The 20,223-nt window shown below is 67.2% G+C and carries 18 protein-coding genes; 4 read left to right on the top strand and 14 right to left on the bottom strand.

Annotated elements, in window-relative coordinates; all coding sequences use genetic code 11:
- Nucleotides 1–134 precede the first annotated feature (134 nt).
- From J7E96_RS12065 to J7E96_RS12035, 7 genes are all read right to left on the bottom strand, one after another.
- Complete coding sequence (locus J7E96_RS12065; RefSeq protein WP_215130373.1) at nucleotides 135–1,163, bottom strand: ABC transporter ATP-binding protein; 1,029 nt, start codon at nucleotides 1,161–1,163, stop codon at nucleotides 135–137.
- On the bottom strand, nucleotides 1,156–2,130 hold the full coding sequence (locus J7E96_RS12060) for an ABC transporter ATP-binding protein (protein WP_215130625.1): 975 nt from the start codon (nucleotides 2,128–2,130) through the stop codon (nucleotides 1,156–1,158). The genes J7E96_RS12065 and J7E96_RS12060 overlap by 8 nt, the downstream gene beginning before the upstream one ends.
- Before the next feature lie 20 nt (nucleotides 2,131–2,150).
- Nucleotides 2,151–3,143: an ABC transporter permease gene (locus J7E96_RS12055; RefSeq protein WP_215130371.1), complete on the bottom strand. Its 993-nt coding sequence runs from the start codon at nucleotides 3,141–3,143 to the stop codon at nucleotides 2,151–2,153.
- Nucleotides 3,136–4,059, bottom strand: coding sequence for an ABC transporter permease (locus J7E96_RS12050; protein WP_215130369.1), 924 nt, complete (start codon nucleotides 4,057–4,059; stop codon nucleotides 3,136–3,138). The genes J7E96_RS12055 and J7E96_RS12050 overlap by 8 nt, the downstream gene beginning before the upstream one ends.
- A 55-nt stretch (nucleotides 4,060–4,114) precedes the next feature.
- On the bottom strand, nucleotides 4,115–5,728 hold the full coding sequence (locus J7E96_RS12045; RefSeq protein WP_215130367.1) for an ABC transporter substrate-binding protein: 1,614 nt from the start codon (nucleotides 5,726–5,728) through the stop codon (nucleotides 4,115–4,117).
- Between the two features lie 191 nt (nucleotides 5,729–5,919).
- Nucleotides 5,920–6,138, bottom strand: a complete 219-nt coding sequence (locus J7E96_RS12040) for a DUF397 domain-containing protein (RefSeq protein ID WP_215130365.1) — start codon at nucleotides 6,136–6,138, stop codon at nucleotides 5,920–5,922.
- Nucleotides 6,139–6,153: 15 nt separating this feature from the next.
- The gene (locus J7E96_RS12035; protein WP_215130363.1) at nucleotides 6,154–7,038 is read right to left on the bottom strand and encodes a helix-turn-helix transcriptional regulator; all 885 of its coding nucleotides are present in this window, start codon (nucleotides 7,036–7,038) and stop codon (nucleotides 6,154–6,156) included.
- A gap of 127 nt (nucleotides 7,039–7,165) precedes the next feature.
- On the opposite strand from J7E96_RS12035, the gene J7E96_RS12030 reads away from it, so the two are divergent.
- From J7E96_RS12030 to J7E96_RS12015, 4 genes are all read left to right on the top strand, one after another.
- Nucleotides 7,166–7,567 carry an ATP-binding protein gene (locus J7E96_RS12030; protein WP_215130361.1) on the top strand — a complete coding sequence of 134 codons (402 nt, stop codon included), beginning with the start codon at nucleotides 7,166–7,168 and terminating at the stop codon, nucleotides 7,565–7,567.
- Nucleotides 7,568–7,611: 44 nt separating this feature from the next.
- Nucleotides 7,612–7,899 carry a hypothetical protein gene (locus tag J7E96_RS12025; protein ID WP_214975260.1) on the top strand — a complete coding sequence of 96 codons (288 nt, stop codon included), beginning with the start codon at nucleotides 7,612–7,614 and terminating at the stop codon, nucleotides 7,897–7,899.
- A complete protein-coding gene (locus J7E96_RS12020; protein WP_214975258.1) occupies nucleotides 7,896–8,288 on the top strand; it encodes a hypothetical protein in 393 nt (130 codons plus the stop codon). Before J7E96_RS12025 ends, J7E96_RS12020 begins: the two co-directional genes overlap by 4 nt.
- A 147-nt stretch (nucleotides 8,289–8,435) precedes the next feature.
- Nucleotides 8,436–8,960 (top strand): hypothetical protein, encoded by a 525-nt coding sequence (locus J7E96_RS12015; RefSeq protein WP_215130359.1) that lies wholly within the window; start codon nucleotides 8,436–8,438, stop codon nucleotides 8,958–8,960.
- 67 nt (nucleotides 8,961–9,027) lie between these two features.
- On the opposite strand, the gene J7E96_RS12010 is transcribed toward J7E96_RS12015, so the two are convergent.
- From J7E96_RS12010 to J7E96_RS11980, 7 genes are all read right to left on the bottom strand, one after another.
- Nucleotides 9,028–10,185 carry an ABC transporter ATP-binding protein gene (locus tag J7E96_RS12010; protein WP_215130357.1) on the bottom strand — a complete coding sequence of 386 codons (1,158 nt, stop codon included), beginning with the start codon at nucleotides 10,183–10,185 and terminating at the stop codon, nucleotides 9,028–9,030.
- Entirely contained in the window at nucleotides 10,178–11,236 is a 1,059-nt protein-coding gene (locus J7E96_RS12005; RefSeq protein WP_215130355.1) for an ABC transporter ATP-binding protein, read from the bottom strand. Before J7E96_RS12005 ends, J7E96_RS12010 begins: the two co-directional genes overlap by 8 nt.
- A gap of 10 nt (nucleotides 11,237–11,246) precedes the next feature.
- Complete coding sequence (locus tag J7E96_RS12000) at nucleotides 11,247–12,215, bottom strand: ABC transporter permease (RefSeq protein ID WP_215130353.1); 969 nt, start codon at nucleotides 12,213–12,215, stop codon at nucleotides 11,247–11,249.
- Entirely contained in the window at nucleotides 12,208–13,134 is a 927-nt protein-coding gene (locus J7E96_RS11995) for an ABC transporter permease (RefSeq protein WP_215130623.1), read from the bottom strand. Before J7E96_RS11995 ends, J7E96_RS12000 begins: the two co-directional genes overlap by 8 nt.
- A 144-nt stretch (nucleotides 13,135–13,278) precedes the next feature.
- The gene (locus J7E96_RS11990; protein ID WP_215130351.1) at nucleotides 13,279–14,919 is read right to left on the bottom strand and encodes an ABC transporter substrate-binding protein; all 1,641 of its coding nucleotides are present in this window, start codon (nucleotides 14,917–14,919) and stop codon (nucleotides 13,279–13,281) included.
- Nucleotides 14,920–15,395: 476 nt separating this feature from the next.
- Nucleotides 15,396–17,267 carry a translational GTPase TypA gene (typA, locus tag J7E96_RS11985; protein WP_215130349.1) on the bottom strand — a complete coding sequence of 624 codons (1,872 nt, stop codon included), beginning with the start codon at nucleotides 17,265–17,267 and terminating at the stop codon, nucleotides 15,396–15,398.
- Nucleotides 17,268–17,603: 336 nt separating this feature from the next.
- Nucleotides 17,604–19,940 carry an ABC transporter family substrate-binding protein gene (locus J7E96_RS11980; protein ID WP_215130347.1) on the bottom strand — a complete coding sequence of 779 codons (2,337 nt, stop codon included), beginning with the start codon at nucleotides 19,938–19,940 and terminating at the stop codon, nucleotides 17,604–17,606.
- Nucleotides 19,941–20,223: the final 283 nt, after the last annotated feature.

Raw genomic sequence — 20,223 nt, 5'->3', positions numbered from 1 at the left:
CCCGGCCGGGCAACGGCACCCGCACGGCCGTACGCTGTTCAGCATGGCGCGTTCGTATATCGGAGCCGCGTCAGCCAAGTTGCTTGCGCGTTAACGAAGTTGTCCGGCATTTGTCGCACAATGTCGCCCACCCCTCACCCCGCCGGGACCACCCGCTTCCCCTCCGGGAAGTGGCACGCCGAGTCGTGCGCCGCCGGCGAGTCCACGTCCCGGAAAACCGCCGGCACCGCCAGCAACGGCACCTCCATCGCGCACCGTTCCTCCGCCTTCCAGCAGCGCGTACGGAACCGGCACCCCGAAGGGATGTTCGCGGGCGACGGCACGTCGCCGGACAGCAGGATCCGCTCGCGGTGCTCGCGCGCCATCGGGTCCGGCACCGGCACGGCGGAGAGCAGCGCCTGCGTGTACGGGTGCGTCGGCCGGTCGTAGATCTCGGCGTCCTTGCCGATCTCCACGATCCGCCCGAGATACATCACGCCCACCCGGTCCGAGATGTGCCGCACGATCGACAGGTCGTGGGCGATGAAGACGTAGCTCAGGCTGAACTCGTTCTGGAGCTTGTCCAGCAGGTTGATGACCTGCGCCTGCACCGAGACATCCAGTGCCGACACCGGTTCGTCGGCCACGATGATCTCCGGCCGGAGCGCGAGCCCCCGCGCGATGCCGATGCGCTGACGCTGGCCGCCCGAGAACTGGTGCGGGTAGCGGTTGATGCACTCTGGGTTGAGCCCGACCACGTCCAGCAGCTCCTGGACCTTTCGCCGCCGCTCGCCCTTCGGCGCCACCTCGGGATGGATCTCGTACGGCTCACCGACGATGTCGCCCACCGTCATACGGGGGTTCAGGGACGTGTACGGGTCCTGGAACACCATCTGGATGTTCCTCCGCACCGCCTTCAGCGCCCGCCCCGACAGCCGGGTGATGTCCTCGCCCTTGTAAAGGATCGTCCCGGCCGTCGGCCGCTCCAGATGCACCAGCAGCCTGGCGAGCGTCGACTTGCCGCAGCCCGACTCCCCCACGATGCCGAGCGTCTCCCCCGCCACCAGGTCGAGGTCGACGCCGTCGACCGCCTTCACCGCGCCGACCTGCCTCTTGAAGACCACACCCTGGGTCAGGGGGTAGTGCTTGTGCAGCCCGCGTACTTGCAGAATCGGCTCAGCCATTCAGCGCCTCCTGCCAGAAATGGCACGCGCTCCCGCGGCCCTCCGACACCTCGTACAGCGGCGGAACATCCGTGCGGCACACGTCACGGGCCAGCGGGCAGCGCGGGTGGAAGGCGCAGCCGGGCGGGATGTGCATGAGGTTCGGTGGCAGGCCCTTGATCGCGTACAGCTCCTGGCCCTTCTGGTCCAGGCGCGGGATCGAGTCCAGCAGACCACGCGTGTACGGGTGGGCCGGCGCCTTGTAGATGTCGTGGACGGGCGCGGCCTCCACAATCCGTCCCGCGTACATCACGGCGATCTTGTCCGCGACGTCCGCGACCACACCCAGATCATGAGTGATCAGGATGAGCCCCATGTCGAGCTCGCGCCGCAACTCCGCGAGCAGGTCCATGACCTGCGCCTGTACGGTCACGTCCAGCGCGGTCGTCGGTTCGTCCGCGATGATCAGCGAGGGCTCCAGGGCCAGCGCCATCGCGATCATGATGCGCTGGCGCATGCCGCCGGAGAACTGGTGCGGGTACTGCCCGACGCGCTCCCTGGCCGCCGGAATGCGTACCCGGTCCATGAGCTCGACGGCCTTCGCCTTCGCGTCCTTCCTGGACATCCCCCGGTGTACGACGAACATCTCGCCCAGCTGTTCTCCCACCGTGAGCACGGGGTTCAGCGACGACAGCGCGTCCTGGAAGATCATGGCCATCTCCCGGCCCCTGACCTTCCGCCGCTCGTCCTCCTTCAGCTTCAGCAGGTCGCGCCCCTGGAAGATGATCTCCCCGCCCGCGATCTTGCCCGGCGGCATGTCGAGGATCCCCATGACCGCCTGCGCGGTGACGGACTTCCCCGAGCCGGACTCGCCGAGCACGGCGAGCGTCTCGCCCTCCGCGACCGAATAGCTGACGCCGTTCACGGCCTTGGCGACCCCGTCGCGCGTGCGGAATTCGACGTACAGGTCGCGCACTTCGAGCAACATGGCAGGCATCGCGTGGCTCCTCAGCGCAGCTTGGGGTCGAGGGCGTCGCGCACCGCGTCGCCGAGCATGATGAACGCCAGCACCGTGATCGCGAGCGCCCCCGCCGGCCAGAGCAGCATGTGCGGGGCGTTGCGGACGTACTGCGAGGCGGCGGAGATGTCGATGCCCCAGGACACGGCGGGCGGCTTCAGGCCGACGCCGAGGTACGAGAGGGTCGCCTCCAGCGAGATGTACGTACCGAGGGCGATGGTCGCCACGACGATGACCGGCGCGACGGCGTTGGGCGTGACGTGCCGCAGCAGCATCCGCGCGTTGCTCGCGCCGAGCGCCCGCGCCGCCTGGACGTAGTCGTTCTGTTTGGCGGTGATGACCGAGCCGCGCGCGATACGGGCGATCTGCGGCCAGCCGAGCAGCACGATGAAGCCGATCACCGGCCAGACGGTGGTGCTGGTGATGACGGAGAGGAAAACGAGCCCGCCGAGGACGACCGGGATACCGAAGAAGACATCCGTGACACGGGAGAGCAGCGCGTCCCACGCACCGCCGAAGAAGCCGGCGAGCCCGCCCAGGACGCTGCCGAGCAGAGCCACCCCGAGGGTGGAGCAGACGCCGACCGTCACCGAGGTCCTGGCGCCGTAGACCGTCCGGGTGTAGACGTCGCAGCCCTGCCGGTCGAAGCCGAAGGGGTGGCCGGGCTGCGAGCCCTCCTGGGCCTTGCCCAGGTCGCAATGGAGCGGGTTGCCGCTCGCGATGAGCGACGGCCACAGCGAGATCACGACGAGGAAGGCGATGACGACCCCGGAGACGATGAAGACCGGGTTGCGGCGCAGATCGTGCCAGGCGTCGGACCACAGACTGCGCGGCTTGGAGGCTGGGCCCGTGCCCTGGGGACCCCCCGGGGTCCTCTCCGGCGTCTCGCCCTCGCCCGTCCCGCCCATGGCGAGGCCCGCGCCGCCGCCGCCGGCGCCGGTCGCCGCGATGGCTCCCCCGTCGTCGTATTTCGGCTCAGGCATAGCGGATCCTCGGGTCGAGTACGGCGTACAAGAGGTCGACGAGCAGGTTCGCCAGCAGGAAGACCAGCACCAGGACGGTCACGAAGCCGACGACGGTCTGGGAGCTCTGCCGGACGATGCCCTGGTACAGCTGGAAACCGACGCCGTGGATGTTGAAGATCCGCTCGGTGACGATCGCGCCGCCCATCAGCGCGCCCACGTCCGTACCGATGAAGGTGACGACGGGGATGAGTGAATTGCGCAGCAGGTGGCGGGAGATGACGCGGCGCCTCGGCAGGCCCTTGGCGACGGCCGTACGGACGTAGTCGGCGCGGGAGTTCTCGGCGACGGAGGTCCGGGTGAGGCGGGTGACGTACGCCAGCGAGACCGACGCCAGGACCAGCCCGGGGATCAGCAGCTCGTCGACCGTGGCGTCGGGCGAGACGGCCGGCCTGATCACCCCCCACTTCACACCGAGCAGCAGCTGGAGCAGCAGACCGGTGACGAAGGTCGGGACCGAGATGACCACGAGCGTGACGAGCAGGACTCCGGTGTCGACGGGGCGCCCGCGGCGCAGGCCCGTGAGCACGCCCAGGCTGATGCCGATGACGATCTCGAAGACGATGGCGACGAGCGTCAGCCGGATGGTGACGGGGAAGGCGGTCCCCATGAGCTCGGTGACCTTCTGGCCGTTGAAGGCGGTGCCGAAGTCGCCGGTGAAGACGTTGCCCATGTACGTGAGGTATTGCTGCCACACGGGTTTGTCGAGGCCGAACTCCGCGCGCAGCCGGGCGGCGGTCGCGGGCTCGCACTGCCGGTCGCCACACAGTCCCGCGATGGGGTCGCCCATCACATTCACCATCAGGAAGATCAGCAGTGTGGCGCCGAAGAAGACCGGGATCATCTGCAGCAGACGCCGGATCACATAACGTCCCATGGAGGGCTCCTCGTATGGCGGCGCCTCAGCGTGGCCGGCCCGGTCGGCGTCGGAGTCAGTTGACCGTGATCTCGTTGTAGACGGGAACGCTGAAGGGGTTCAGGGCCACGTTGGAGAGCCTCTCGGAGTAGCCGGCGCTGCCGTTCTGGTACCAGAGCGGGATGGCGGCCATCTCGTCCCGCACGACCTTCTCCGCGTCCCGGAACTTCGCGAGCGCCTTCGCGACGTCGCTCTCGGCGTTGGCCTCGTCGGTGAGCCTGTCGAACTCCTTGCTGGACCACTTGCCGTCGTTGGACGAGGCGTTCGTGTAGTAGAGCGGCTGGAGGAAGTTCTGGGTCAGCGGGTAGTCCATCTGCCAGCCGGCCCGGAAGGGCCCGGTCATCTTCCGGCCGGTGATCTGGTTGCGGTAGTCGGCGAAAGTACCGACCGGGTTGCCCGTGCAGGCGTTGTCCTTGCCCAGCGCGTTGTTGATGCTGTTGCAGACGGCGTCGACCCACTCCTTGTGGGAGCCGGTGTCCGCGTTGTATGTGATCTTCAGCGTGCCGCCGGGGATGCCACCGCCCGCCGCGACCAGCTTCTTCGCCTCGGCCGCGTTGAATTCGCACGCCTCGCCGCAGAGCGTGTCGTCGAAGCCGCCCTCCCCCTTGAGGACCGGTGAGGTCCAGTCCTTGGCGGGAATGCGGGTCTTCTGGAAGATCGTGTCGGTGATCTGCTGCCGGTTGATCGCCATGGACAGGCCCTTGCGGACCTTCGCCATGCCATCGGCCTTCCACCGGTCGTCGTAGAAGGGGAAGGCGAGGGTCTGGATGATGCCCGCCGGGGTGTTGATGTACCGGTCGCCGAGGTCGGTCCGGACGTTCTTGAGCTGGGAGGCCGGTACGTCGTCGACGAGGTCGAGGTTGCCCGCGGTGAGGTCGGTGTAGGCGGTGTTGTTGTCGGTGTAGACCTTGAGGTCCACGCCGGCGTTCCGAGCCTTGTCGGGCCCGGGGTACTGCTCCCACTTGCGCATGCTCATCTGTGAGCCCTTGACGTACGACTCGACGGTGTACGGGCCGTTGCCGACGGGCCTGGACAGCCAGGCGTCGTGGTCGTCGAAGAACGCCCTGGGCAGCGGGGCGAAGGCGGCGTAACCGAGGGTCTTGGGCCAGGTGGAGAACTTCTGGGTCAGCTTGACGGTGAAGGTCCTGTCGTCCTTCACCGTGAGCCCGGAGAGGGTTTCGGCGGTGGCCTTGCCCTTCTCGGGGTGGACCTTGTCGTAGCCCTCGATGTAGCCGAAGAAGTAGGCGTTGCGCTGGTTGTTCTTGAGGTGCGCGCCGTAGTTCCAGGCGTCGACGAAGGACTTGGCGGTGACCTTTTCGCCGTTGCTGAACGTCCAGCCGTCCTTGATGGTGACGGTGAAGTTCTGCGAGTCCCTGGTGTCGATCTTCTCGGCGAGCATGTCCTCGGCTTCGCCGGTTTTCGGGTCGTACCGCTTGAGGCCACGGAAGAGCATGTCGAGGACCTTGCCGCCCTGCACCTCGTTGGTGTTCGAGGGTTCCAGCGGATTCGGCGGATCGCCCCAGGACGAACTGACCACCTCGGAGGCGCCGCCACCGCCGCCGCAGGCTGTCGCCGCGAGGGCGACGGCCACGGCGCATGCGGCCCACTTGGTCTGGGTGGCTCCGCACATGGGGTTTCCTCCGGGGGCCCTGGGCATCACTTAGGCCCAAATATCACCCCATAATGCGCGGCAGTGCATTATCTCTGCGTCCGTTCGCGCGTCGCCCATGGGTGATCAGACGGCGGAGCGGTACGCCGCGGATGTGCGCAGCGCCGCCGGGGCTGCGGTGACGCCTGCCGAAGCCAGTCGGGCGCGCCCCGTCAACGCGGAGCCACGCCCCCGAACCCTGCCCCTGCCCCTACCCCCGCCTTGATGCCGCGCAGCAGGGCGCGGAGGGCGGCTGGGGTGGTGGTCAGAACGGTGGTGGGGTTGTCGCTCTCGCGGAGGTGGGGGGTTTGGGTAGGTGCGGCGGCGACCTCTATACAGGTGTCGGCGCCCGCCTCACTGAAGCTGGACTTCTGCCAGGTGAGTGGGGACATTCGGGGTGGGCCTTCCTAGAGCAGGGGGTACAGAAGCCGCTGCATGAGCCCCAGGGAGTCCTTCACCGCACGCGCCTCCGGCTGGGCCGCGGCGTCAACTGGGGGCAGGGCTACGTCCCGGAGCCTAGCGAACCAGTCGTCGTATCGGGCAAGCGCATCATCATCTCCCAGATACAGGGAGCGTTCGATGTGGGCAACGACGACCGTGCTGAGCTCCGGCACAGTTGGCTCAAGCAGCGTGAAGGATGTACCGAACGGTACGGGGCCGTCGAACGGCAGGACTTGGATCGTGACGTTCGGGAGCCGGGACGCCTCAATCAACCGCAGCAACTGCCCCCGCATGACCTGCCGGTCACCCAAGGTGGCGTGCAGCGCCGCCTCGTAAATGACGGCGTGGAACGTCGGCGGACGCTCCCCGCCGAGCACCTGCTGCCGTCGCACGCGGAACTCGACTTCGAGGTCCTGCTCCTCACGTGAGGCGCTTGTGTACCCGCCTCGATACATGGTCGTCGCATACTCCGGCGTCTGGAGCAGGCCGGGCACAAACGCCGGCTCGTAACTGACGATGCGGGTCGCCCGCTCTTCCAGCTCGGCGAGATCCATCAGCGAGGGACGCAAGTCGTGGCGGTACTTGCTCCACCAGCCCTTGCCGGAATCCTGCCCCAGTTCCACGAGTGCATCAACGAGAGTTGAGGATTCACCACTTGTCGCACCTGCGAGGGCGCGCACCCGCTCAGCCGAAAGACCCGTGCGGCCGGACTCGACGTTGCTGATGTGCGACGCCTGCATCCCCATTCGCGCGGCACCCTGCGCAACGGTCAGGCCCGCAGCCTCGCGCAGCTTTCGAACTTCAGCCCCGAACCGGCGCTGCCTATAGGTCGGGTTGGCCCGCAGCCCCATACGCCCTCCGTCTTTCACTCTTGACCAACACCCTATCCAGGCAAGGTGGTTGTGGATACACAACTTATACCGCTACGTTGGGTATGCATTTAGTCACAGCGCGCACTCACAATTGGGAGGCTGCCACATGTTCAAGCCCGAACAACCGTGGTCGTACGGCCTGTTCATCCCCCACGACCCCCGCGCGGTCGGCGTCGTAAGGGCCACCATCCGCAGCGTGCTCGCGGCCGCCCGTCTCGACTGCATCGTCGACACCGTCGAGTTGCTCGCCTCGGAGCTGGTCACCAACGCGTACCGCTACAGCGAGGCCGACGCCTACGTGAGCATGGACTGGCAGCCCGGAGACTTCCGCGTCTCTGTCTGGGACCACGGCGGGGGTAGCCCAAAACCACGGTCGGCCGACGCGGACGACGAGCAGGGACGAGGCCTGGCGCTCGTCGAAAGCTGCGCCGACGAGTGGGGCGTACGGGACTACCCGAACGGCAAGAACGTGTGGTTCCGCCTCGCCACGAAAGGCGAAAGCCGATGAAGCTTGGTGTACCTGAAGTAGAGCCGCGGTGTACCGTGACTGGTATGGCTGATTCGACCATCAAAGTCCCCGAGGGCACGCGTGACCACCTCGCCGCACTCGCCAAAGAGCGAGGGACGACGATAGGAGCACTGGTCGCAGCCCTGGCCGCCGAGCAGCTCACCGCGGAGCAGACGCGGGCCCGCGTCGCAGAGAGTCGCCGGATCATGCGCGAGCGCATGCACTCCACGCTCACCGACGAAGAATTCGACTCCACACCGCACGCGCTTGAGCGCGTCTACGAGATCGCGGCGGAGAAGGCCCAGAACACCCTGCGGGGCAACGCCGCGTGATCATCCTGGACACCAGCTCGGTGCTGGCGATCGCCCGCGGTCACCGCAAACTCCTTCGTGTCGCCGACAATGCCGCCGCCTCCCCGTTCCGGCATCTCCTCGTGCCCGCCCTCTGCCTGATGCAGGCCGAAATCACCGACGCAGGCTCGGGCATGAGTGCCCTCGCCCTGCCGGGCATCGACATCGAACCGCTCGACACAGTCTCGTCCGTCGCAGTCGCGACCATGGTGCGCGACGGGCTGGGCGGACCAGACGTCTGCCACGCCCTGTACGCCTCGCTGCCCAGCCCACAGCGCCCTCAGACCGACCTCATCCTCACCGACCGGGAGGACGACTACCCGCCGGGGACCGTCACCGTCGACATCGATGACGACCGCCTCGACGACTGAACGCAGGTTCCCCAGCGGAAAGCCCGTGAGGCAGCTCAGAACTCGCTCAAGTCGCTTGCCCGGCGGGGCCCAGGCGGGCAATGTCGTCTCCACCCGTTGACCAGTGGGTTTGCCTCACCAGTGCTCTTTGACTACGAGGGAACGAGCGTGAAGATCAGACAGACCTGCTTGTCCGCATGTGCCGTTGCCGCGCTGCTCGCAGGCACAGCTGCCTGTACGTCCGACGGTGGTGAGCCGACCGGCAAGGGCAGCCGCGCGGCTGGCGCCGCACCGGTCTCCGCAGGGACCACGGCATGCGAGGACGGCACGTACGCATGGTTCAACCTCGACCAGCGGGACGTCCTGACCGGTGTCGCAGAGAAGCAGAAGCTCGGCAAGGGAGGCGGCAAGCTCACGCACAAGCTGGCGCCGCTCCACACTCCGCGTGTCGCCGTCACGTTCGAGAAGGGGGCGCGGGTCGACGCCAAGGCCGCGCTCCGCTCGCTGGGCGTTCACATCGGAGACACGGACACCGCCGACGACGGCTACGCTTTCGCCCGGATCGTCGACGGCTCAGGCGTCGTCGAGTGCTTCGAACCGATAGGGAACCCGAAGGTGGGAAGGCCGGCGCTGACAGCCGCCCGGCTGTCCTGCGGCCCCGACGCCCCGGCCGCCAAGATCAAACAGACCTGATCGGATACGTGAAGGCGCCCCGGGCCAAAGCGGCCCGGGGCGCCTTTCAGGTGCGCACTGCGGATGACTACGCCGCGTGTACGACGTCCTTCTCCTCGGCGAAGTGGCACGCCGACTCGTGCGCCGCCGGGGTGTCCGAGGACTTGAAGCGCTCGGGGACGGCCAGCAGCGGCATCTCCTCCGCGCACTTGTCCTGCGCCTTCCAGCAGCGCGTACGGAAACGGCAGCCGGACGGCGGGTTCGCCGGGGACGGGACGTCGCCGGTGAGGATGATCCGCTCGCGGCCGATGCCGACCTCGGGGTCCGGAACCGGGACCGCCGAGAGCAGCGCCTGGGTGTACGGGTGCGTCGGGTGGTCGTAGATCTGCGTGTCCGTGCCGATCTCGGCCATCTTGCCGAGGTACATGACTCCGACCCGGTCCGAGATGTGCCGGACGATCGACAGGTCGTGCGCGATGAAGAGGTAGGAGAGGTTGAACTCGTCCTGGAGCTTCTCCATCAGGTTGATGACCTGCGCCTGGACGGACACGTCCAGCGCCGAGACCGGCTCGTCGCAGATGATGATCTCGGGATTCAATGCCAGGCCGCGGGCGATGCCGATGCGCTGGCGCTGGCCGCCGGAGAACTGGTGCGGGTAGCGGTTGATGTACTCCGGGTTGAGACCCACGACGTCCAGCAGCTCTTCGACCCTGCGGCGGCGGTCGCCCTTGGGCGCCACCTCCGGGTGGATCTCGAAGGGCTCCCCGATGATGTCGCCGACCGTCATACGCGGGTTGAGCGACGTATACGGGTCCTGGAACACCATCTGGATGTTGCGGCGGACCGCCTTCAGCGCTCGCCCGGACAGCTTGGTGATGTCCTGGCCTTTGTAGAAGACCTCGCCCGCGGTCGCCGTCTCCAGCGTCATCAGCAGACGCGCGACCGTGGACTTGCCACAGCCGGACTCGCCGACAATGCCGAGCGTCTCGCCCTGGTAGAGGTCGAAGGAGACCCCGTCCACGGCCTTGACCGCGCCGACCTGACGCTTGAAGAGAATGCCCAGGGTCAGCGGGAAGTGCTTGACCAGGTTGCGGACCTGGAGGATCGGCTCCCCGCGCTCGACCGGCGCCTCGATGGCGGCGACAGCCTCCTCGACCGAGGCCGCATCGACCGTCTCGACCTCGGTGACATTGGGGGTCGCGACGATTTCCGACTGGCGCTCACCCGTCTTCTTGAGCTCAGCCATGGATCGTCTCCTTCCAGAAGTGGCACGCGCTTCCGCGGCCGGGCAGTTCGCCGCCGTCCTGCTCCGTGACCGGGGTCAGCAGCGGGATGTCCGTACGGCAGATGTCCGTCGCCTTCGGGCAGCGCGGGTTGAAGGCACAACCGGACGGAATCTTCAGCAGGTTGGGCGGCAGACCCTTGATCGCGTAGAGCTCCTGGCCCTTCTGGTCCAGGCGCGGGATCGAGTCCAGCAGACCACGCGTGTACGGGTGGGCCGGCCGCTTGTAGAGCTCACCGACCGGGGCCGTCTCGACGATCCGGCCCGCGTACATGACCGCGATCTTGTCCGCGACATCGGCGACAACGCCGAGGTCGTGGGTGATCAGGATCAGACCCATGTTGTACTCGCGCTGCAGCTCCGCGAGCAGGTCCATGACCTGGGCCTGAACCGTCATGTCGAGCGCCGTGGTCGGCTCGTCCGCGATGATCAGGTCCGGCTCCAGGGCCAGCGCCATGGCGATCATGATGCGCTGGCGCATACCGCCGGAGAACTGGTGCGGGTAGTCGTTCACCCGCTCCCTGGCGGCCGGGATCTTCACCCGGTCCATCAGCTCGATGGCCTTGGCCTTGGCCGCCTTCTTGGAGAGGCCTTGGTGCACCCGGTACATCTCGCCGAGCTGATAGCCCACCGAGAGAACGGGGTTGAGGGAGGAGAGCGCGTCCTGGAAGATCATCGCGATCTTCTGGCCGCGGATCTTCCGCCGCTCCTCGTACCCCATCTTGAGCATGTCCTGCCCGCGATAGAGAATCTCGCCCTGCGGGATCTTGCCGGGCGGCATGTCGAGGATGCCCATGACCGCCTGCGCGGTCACGGACTTGCCCGAACCGGACTCGCCGAGCACGGCGAGGGTCTCACCCGCGTCGACGGAGTAGTTCACGCCATTGACTGCCTTGGCCACACCGTCGCGGGTGTGGAACTCCACGTGCAGGTCGCGGACTTCGAGCAGTGGAGTGCCGTCCGACTCGCCCGATCGGGGCGACGGGACACTTGCGGCTTCTTCGATGATCGTCACGATGCCCTCCTCAGCGCAGCTTCGGGTCAAGGGCGTCACGGACCGTGTCACCGAGCATGATGAACGCGAAGACCGTGAGGCTCAGCATGCCGGCCGGGAAGAGCAGCACATGCACGTTGTTACGGATCTCTTCACTGCCCGCCGCGATGTCGATGCCCCACGAGATGGTCGGGTCGGCAAGACCCAGACCCAGGTAGGACAGTGTCGCCTCGGCAGAGATGAAGCCGCCGAGCGCGATGGTGGCGACGACGATGGTCGGCGCCAACGCGTTGGGCAGGACGTGGCGGAACAGCATCCGGCTGGTGCCCGCGCCGAGGGCGCGCGCCGCCGTCACATAGTCCGCCTGCTTCGCCGTGATCACAGAGGACCGCGTCACTCGGCAGATCGAGGTCCAGCCGAGGAACGCGAGGGCCGCGATGACGACGTACACCTTGCGCTCGGTGAAGGCGTTCAGAACGACCATCGTGCCGAGCAGGAAGGGCAGTCCGAAGAAGATGTCCGTGATGCGGGAAATGATCGAGTCGATCCAGCCGCCGAAGTATCCGGAGAGCAGCCCCAGCAGACCACCGACGAAGGTGATCAGCACGGTGACACCGACACCGACGAGGATCGAGGCGCGGGTGCCGTAGATGACCCGTGCGTAGATCGAGCGGCCCTGGGTGTCGTAACCGAACCATTCCGCCTGGAAGAAGTGCCCCAACTCGGGCTTCGCCAGGTAGTGGTTGGTCAGATCGCCGGCCCGCGGGTCGGCGCTGGTGAAGAGGCCGGGGAAGGCCGCGATCAGCAGCAGCAGGGCCAGCAGGCTCGCCGATGTCCAGAACATGGGGCGGTGGCGCAGGTCGTACCAGGCGTCACCCCACAGACTGCGGGGCTTGCCGGTCGATTCCTTGGGTGCCGCCGCTGCCGGGGCCGTGTCGGCCTTCGGGGGTGCGACGGCGTCAATTGCCGTGTCGGCCTTGGCCTTGGTCACGTCAGGCATACCGGATCCTCGGGTCCAGGACCGCGTACAGCAGGTCGACGATCAGGTTGATCACGAGAATAATCAGAACGAACACGGTGACGACACCGACGATGGTGGAGCCCTCGCGCTGCTGGAGTGCGCGGTAGAGCAGGTTGCCGACACCCTGGACGTTGAAGATGCCCTCGGTGACGACCGCACCGCCGATGAAGGCGCCTACGTCCGTTCCGAGGAACGTGACCACGGGGATCAGCGAGTTGCGCAGCAGGTGCACGCCGACGATGCGGCGCCGCGGCAGGCCCTTGGCGAGTGCCGTGCGCATGTAGTCGGCGCGCAGGTTCTCGGCGAAGGTCGTACGCGTCAGTCGTGCGACGTAAGCCATGGAGAGCATGGCCAGGACGAAGCCCGGCAGGAACAACTGCGTGATGTCCATCGAGTCTTCGACATTGGGCGCCACCCAGCCGAGCGTGTCGGCGAAGAAGTAGCGGGCCAGGTAGCCGAGGATGAACACGGGGATCGAGATGACGACCAGGGTGAAGATCAGCACGCCGCTGTCCGGTGCCTTGCCCGCCTTGAGGCCGGCCCAGGCGCCGAGGCTGAGACCCACGATCATCTCGATGACCATCGCCACGACGGTGAGACGGATCGTGACCGGGAAAGCCCGCGACATCTCGTCCCAGACGGGACGACCACCGAAGGTCTCACCGAAGTTCAGCTGGAACAGGTCCTTCATGTAATTGAAGTACTGCATGGGAAGGGACTGATCGAGCCCGAACTTGTGACGCAGCGCCTCGACCTGTGCGGGGTCGGCCGCCTTGTCTCCCCACATCGCCCGGATGGGGTCACCGGGAAGGATGTGGACCATAAGGAAAATCAACAGAGTGGTCCCGATGAACACCGGGATCATCTGGAGCAGTCGCCTAGCGACGTAGCGCCCCATCATGCCTCCATGCCGTGAGGGGTCGGCGATGGCCTACAAGTTGTCTCCACCGCAGGGTGGTGGGGGAGATTTGACGGGCCGACGCCTGTGGGCCGGTGCCGCCACCCTTCCGGGTGGTCGGCACCGGCCAACTGGTCCCGAAACTTACTTCTTGGCCTTCACCTGAACGTCGGTGAAGATCGGGTCGCCGTCCTGGCCGTACACGATCTTGCCGAAGACGTTCTTGGACTGACCCGAGTTGTTCTTGTAGAACCACAGCGGGATCGACGGCATGTCCTTCGCCAGGAGCTGCTCGGCCTCCTGGTACATCTTCACCGTCTCGTCGAGGGTCTTCGCCTTGTCAGCCTTGGCGGAGAGCTCGTCGAACTCCTTGTTGGAGTAACCGCTGGTGTTACCGGCGGCCGTGGTGCCGTACAGGTCGCGCATGAAGTTCGAGTTGACGGGGTAGTCGAGCACCCAGCCACCGCGGTACATGGACTTGACCTTCTTGGCGTCACGGGCGTTCAGGTCGGTCGCGAAGTCCGGCTTGGAGTCACCGACGCACTCGACGCCGGTGGACTGACGGATGCTGTTGCAGACCGCGTCGACCCACGCCTTGTGCGGCTGGTCGGCGTTGAACTGGATCGATATCTTGTTGCCCGGGACGCCGCCACCCTCGGTGATGAGCGCCTTGGCCTTCTTCGCGTCGAACTTGACGATGTCGCCGAGTGCGCCGGCCTTGTAGCCGAGCACGCCGCGAGCGACGTACGAGTCCGCGGGCTCACGGGTGCCGTTGAGGACAGTCTTCGTGATCGTCTCACGGTCGATCGCCATCGAAAGGCCCTGGATGACCTTCGGGTCGATGTCCTTGAACTGCGGCGTGTAGAACGCCGGGACGATCGACTGGACCGCGGAGTACTCCTGGTCGATCGCGCGGTCGCCGAGGTCCTGCTTGTAGTTCTTCAGCGCGGTGACCGGGATCTGCTCGATCCAGTCCAGCTGGTCCGAGCGCAGGGCCGAGTACGCGGCCTCGGCGGTGGTGTAGTTCTTGAAGTCGATGCCACCGTTCTTGGCCTTGTTCGGGCCCTGGTAACCGTCGAACTTCCGAACCTTGATGACCTTGTTGTGGTCCCACGACTCGAACGTGTACGGGCCGTTGCCGACCGGCTTCTGACCGGCGGCCTTCGGGTCCTTGAAGAAGGACTCGGGCAGCGGCGCCCAGACGTCGTAGCCGAGCTTGTACGCGAAGTACGAGACCGGACCGGTCAGGGCGATCGTGAAGGTGCTGTCGTCGACGACCTTCAGACCCTCCATCTTGGTCTTCTTCGGGTCGCCCTTCTCCGGGTGGACATCGGCGTAGCCCTTGATGTCCTGGAACCAGCTGGAGTTGGTCTGGTTGTTCTTGACGTTCGCCGACCAGTTCCACGAGTCCACGTAGGACTTGGCGGTGACCGGGGTGCCGTCGTGGAACTTCCAGCCGGCCTTCAGCTTCACGGTCCACACGGACGAGTCCGCGTTGGGCGTCACGGACTCGGCGTTGACCATCTCGAGCTTGCCGGTGCCCGGCTCGTAGTCGACGAGGCCGGAGAAGATGGCGCGCAGGACACGACTGCCCTGGCTCTCCTTGGCGTTCGCCGGCTGCAGCGGGTTCTGCGGCTCGCTCAGCTGGGCGACCAGAATCCCTTTCGGGTCGGCCTTGCCCGACTTCATGTCATCGCCGCTGTCGCTGCTGCCGCCACAAGCCGTAGCAGCAAGGGCAACGACTATCGCTCCCGCGACCCACTTGGCGCTCTTGGCACCGCGCATGGGTTCCTCCTCATGAGTCCACTGATCACTACGAGAGGGGTACGCAGACAGTCGCCGACACCCCTGACGGCGATGAGTCGCATGTACCCCGAGTGTGCTCGTGAGTCGGCACTCCCCACAGTGCGTGACCCATTGACCCGAGCTCAATGGAGCCAACTATTAAGTAACCCCGACCCGTAAACCACACTTAAAGGGTCTCGGTTTGACAACATCGACCGGGCGCACCTGCCCGAAAGCCGGACAAAGCGAGCACAGACAGACACCCGCGAAACGGACTGTTAACGCAGCTTCCGGAGAGCGATGCCCGATATCCGGACGCACCCCTCGCTAAATGCGCTTGACGGGGAAGATCCCAAGTGTCACTCATTTCAAGGGTCCTGATACGCCGAAGGCCGGTTTCCGTCGCCCGCGAAGGGGCGACGGAAACCGGCCTCGGGCCGAGCTCAGGACTCAGCAGGACTCAGCAGCGCTCAGGGTCAGCGCTTGGCGCGCGAGGCCGTACGGCCGCGCTCCTTCTGGTCCAGGACGACCTTGCGGATACGCACGGTCTCCGGGGTCACCTCGATGCACTCGTCGTCGCGGCAGAACTCCAGCGACTGCTCCAGCGAGAGCTTGCGCGGCGGCACGACGTTCTCCGTGTTGTCCGCGGAAGCCGCACGCATGTTGGTGAGCTTCTTCTCCTTGGTGATGTTCACGTCCATGTCGTCGGAACGCGAGTTCTCACCAACGATCATGCCCTCGTAGACCTCGGTGCCGGCCTCCAGGAAGATGACACCGCGCTCCTGCAGGTTGATCATCGCGAAGGGGGTGACCGTGCCCGCGCGGTCGGCCACCAGCGAGCCGTTGTTACGGGTGCGCAGCTCGCCGAACCACGGCTCGTGGCCCTCGAAGATGGAGTGCGCGATGCCCGTACCGCGGGTCTGCGTCAGGAACTCCGTACGGAAGCCGATGAGGCCGCGCGACGGGACGATCCACTCCATGCGGATCCAGCCCGAACCGTGGTTCGTCATCGTCTCCATGCGGCCCTTGCGGGTCGCCATCAGCTGTGTGATGGCGCCGAGGTGCTCCTCGGGGCAGTCGATCGTCATGCGCTCGATCGGCTCGTACTTCTTGCCGTCGACCATCTTCACGACGACCTCGGGCTTGCCGACGGTCAGTTCGAAGCCCTCACGGCGCATCTGCTCGACGAGGATCGCCAGCGCGAGTTCACCGCGGCCCTGCACCTCCCAGGCGTCGGGGCGCTCGGTGTCCAGGACGCGCAGCGAGACGTTACCGATGAGCTCGCGGTCCAGGCGGTCCTTCACCTGGCGGGCGGTGACCTTGTGGCCCTTGCCGCCCTTGCCGACCAGCGGCGAGGTGTTCGTACCGATGGTCATGGAGATCGCCGGCTCGTCGACCGTGATGAGCGGCAGTGCGATCGGGTTCTCGGGGTCGGCCAGGGTCTCGCCGATCATGATGTCCGGGAATCCGGCGACCGCGCAGATGTCGCCCGGACCGGCCTTCTCGGCCGGCTTGCGGGTGAGCGCCTCGGTCATCAGGAGCTCGGTGATGCGCACGTTGGACATCGTGCCGTCACGCTTGATCCACGTGACGGTCTGGCCCTTCTTCAGCTCGCCCTGCTCGACGCGGCACAGCGCGATACGGCCGAGGAAGTTGTCGGCGTCCAGGTTGGTGACGTGCGCCTGGAGCGGGGCGGCCTCGTCGTACTCGGGGGCCGGGACGTGCGACAGGATCGTGTTGAAGAACGGCTCGAGGTTCGTGCTGTCCGCCGGGACGGTGCCGTCCTCCGGCTTGGTCAGCGAGGCGACGCCGTCACGCGCGCAGGCGTAGACGATCGGGAACTCGATCTGCTCCTCGTCCGCGTCCAGGTCCAGGAACAGGTCGTACGTCTCGTTGACGACCTCGTCGATCCGGGAGTCGGGGCGGTCGGTCTTGTTGATGCACAGGATGACGGGCATCCGGGCCTGAAGCGCCTTGCGGAGCACGAAGCGCGTCTGCGGCAGCGGGCCCTCGGAGGCGTCGACCAGCAGGACGACCGCGTCGACCATCGACAGGCCGCGCTCGACCTCACCACCGAAGTCGGCGTGGCCGGGGGTGTCGATGATGTTGATCGTGATGACGTCGCCGCCATCCTTGGGGTGGTACTTGACGGCCGTGTTCTTGGCCAGGATCGTGATGCCCTTCTCACGCTCCAGGTCGTTCGAGTCCATCATGCGGTCGTCGAGGTGCTCGGCGGCGTGCGCGGCGAAGGCGCCGGCCTGCTTGAGCATGGCGTCGACCAGGGTGGTCTTGCCGTGGTCGACGTGGGCGACGATGGCTACGTTACGGATGTCGTGGCGCGTGGGCATGGGTGAGTTGCGCTTCTCTCGATCGTGGGATCGGGCGTCGTATTCGGTTCGTTTCCTCATACGCCCGCCGGGCGGTCGCGCCACGGCTACCCCCCATGGTACGGGGAGTGAGCCACGTGGGCTTCCCGGGCGATCGATACCCGCCCCGCACAAGGGCTCCGGAGGGTCCGGCGGGGCCGTGTGAGGGGGGAGATCCGAGAGAGGTTCGGGGGAGATTCGGGCCGTGCCTGGGGGTGGGGTGCGGGGCGGCTCCCGGGTCAAGGGGCACCCAGCACCTTGCCCGCCGGGGGCGCCGGCGGGCAAGGGAGTTGAGCCAATCCTGAGGGTTCTGACCTGCTAGTTCTTCCCGCCCTTGGCGTTTTCTGCCTTCTTGAAGCCGATGTCCTGATAGCGCGGGGCGGCGAAGCCGAAGGCGCCCGCGTTGGCGAGGTCCGGCTTGACCGCCACCAGCTCGGGGCGCTGGAAGAGCGGGATGGACCCGGCCGCTGCCCAGATCCGGGCGTCGGCCCGTTTCACGAGGTCGCGGGCCGCTTTCTCGTCCAGCTCCGTCATGGCCTGGTCGAAGAGCTGGTCGATGTGGTCCGTGCCGACGCGCGTGTAGTTCTGCTCGACGACCAGCGAACCGTCGGCGGCCGGTTCCGGCTTGGCGAAGATGGGGCGGGCGTCGGTGGCCGGGTAGGCCGTCGCGGGCCAGGAGTAGAGCGCGAGGTCGTAGTCGCCGGAGGCGACGTGGTCCTTGAAGTAGCTGTCGTCGGAGACCTTGACGATGTCCGTACGTACGCCGACGCGCTCCAGCATCCGCGCGATCTTTTCACCGACGGTACGCAGCGACTCCGAGCCGGGGCCCGACGGGAGCACGAAACGCAAGGTCAGCGCCTTGCCGTCCTTGGCGAGCGGGCCACCGGCAGCGGCGGCGGGGGCGGCGGTACCGCGCGGGGCGTAGGCGCCTGCGACACCGCCCTTCTTCTTTCCGTCGGCGCTGTCCTCTGTGGTGCCTGCCTCTTCGACGGGCTGAGCCTTGATGAAACGTGCCTGCATGCGCACCGCCCGGCCCTGGAGCGCCGCGGCGGGCGCCGGGGCCAGGACGTACGTACCGGATTCCGGGCCGCGGGCGCCGCGGGGCTTGGAATCGCTGTTGATTTCGTCACCGACGATGTACATCTCTTCGTCGGCCGCGCTTCCCTCGTTCTTCTCCCCCTTTTCATTCCCGCCTTCGGACTCGCTGCCTTCCGCCGCGGCGCCCGCCTTCGCTCCGCCCGGCTTCCGCTTCACCGCCCCGCCCGGCGTCCAGCCCGCGTCCGCGAACAGCGCCTGGGCGGCCTGGGTGTCCTGGTCGCCGAGTGCGCCGCTGCTGTCGCTGTACGCCTCCTGGCCGGCCAGCGCGAGGTGGCTGCCGAGCGGGTAGGCGGGCAGGCCGAGCGGCTTCAGTACGGCCTCGGCGAGCTCCCGGCGGTCGATGGCGCGGGCCACGGCGCGGCGTACGCGGTCGTCGGTGAGCGGGCCCGAGGTGCCGTTCAGCGCGAGCTGCGTGTAGGCGGGTTCGAGGGACTTGCGGATGTCGAAGCCGCGCAGTGCGGCCTGCTCGGCGGCGTACCTGCTGATCGCCTCGCGCGACTTCCTGCGGGTCTCCTGCTCGACGGCGGCCAGCTCCTCCGAGGAGCCGTGGGCGATCGCCCAGGATCTGAGCGCGGAGGCGGGCGTGACGGCGGCGCCGGGGCCGTGGTTCAGCTGCTGCCCCTTGGCGCCCGCGTCCCGGCCGGCCAGAGCGATGCGGTCGGCGGTGCTGCGGCCGATGTCGGCGATGTCCAGCTCACCGGCGGCGAGGGCGGCGGCGCGCTTGTCGCGCGTCACCGTGCTGAAGACGAGCGTATCGAGCTTCGCGGGCTGCCCCCACCAGCGGGGGTTGCGTTCGAGGGTGGCCTTGCCGCCCGCGCGGTCCAGTTCCTTGAGGTTGAAAGGGCCGGCCGTCGCCTTGAGCTTGTCGCGGGCCCCGTCGTTGAAGGCGTTGGGGCTGCCCATCACGTCCTGCGGGTAGAGCGGCGTGAAGAGCGAGCGCCAGTCCGCGTAGGGCTTGGCGAAGGTGACCCGGACCTCCAGGTCGTCGGCGCCGCGCTCGATCTTCTCGATGCGCTCGTAGCCGGCGTTGCGGGCGGTCCAGTACGCCGTGTTCCGGCCGCCCAGCGCCCGCCACTGGGCCAGGAAGTCCGGCGCCCCGATCTCCCGGCCGTCACTCCACACCGCCTGTTGGTTGATCTTGTAGAGCACGACCTGCTTGGGCTCGCGCTCGACGATCTCGGCGGACTCCAGGTAGTCGGGGTTGCGCTGCGGACGGCCGCGCTCGTCGAGGGTGAAGAGCGAAGGCAGTACGGCGCCGGCGATGCGCATGGTGGAGGCGTCGGCGTCGGCCTGGAAGGCGTTGAGGGTGGGAGCCGTCGTGTCGACGGCCCAGCGCACCGTGCCGCCGTCCTTGACCTGCTCGCGCCCGGCCGGGGCGATGTCCGGTGGGGCCATCACCGCCTGCGCCGCGTCGTCGCCCGAGGTACAGCCGGCCAGTGCGGGCAGCGCGAGCACCCCGGCGGTGACGAGCGCGAGAGCGCGGGCGGCTCGCGTTCGCCGGTGCCTGCGGCGGATTACTGGGGGTGCCTCCCCGCGTGGGACGCCGACGTGGGACATGGCTGGTACCTCCAGGGCCGGCCCGGCTCATCCCCTGTCGGAATGAGCCCGGTTTTTCACAGTTGGCGGCATATGATGGTGATCACATCAATTACCCCTCCACTGAAATGGACCCCGCGCGTGAGCCGTCGGCGACACGGCGGCGAACGTCTCGAACCCCACCCATGCGGCCCAACAGAAGGGGGCGCACGGGGGGCCGCGCGCCGAGAATCGCTGCACATCCCTTCACAAGAGGGGATGTGACGCGCGACACTCGCAGGCGCATGAGCGTTACCACGCGCCA

This window comes from Streptomyces sp. ISL-96, from assembly GCF_018614035.1.
GTDB lineage: Bacteria > Actinomycetota > Actinomycetes > Streptomycetales > Streptomycetaceae > Streptomyces.
The sequence above is the reverse complement of the archived record's forward strand: the minus strand, read 5'-3'. Positions and strand labels throughout refer to the sequence as shown.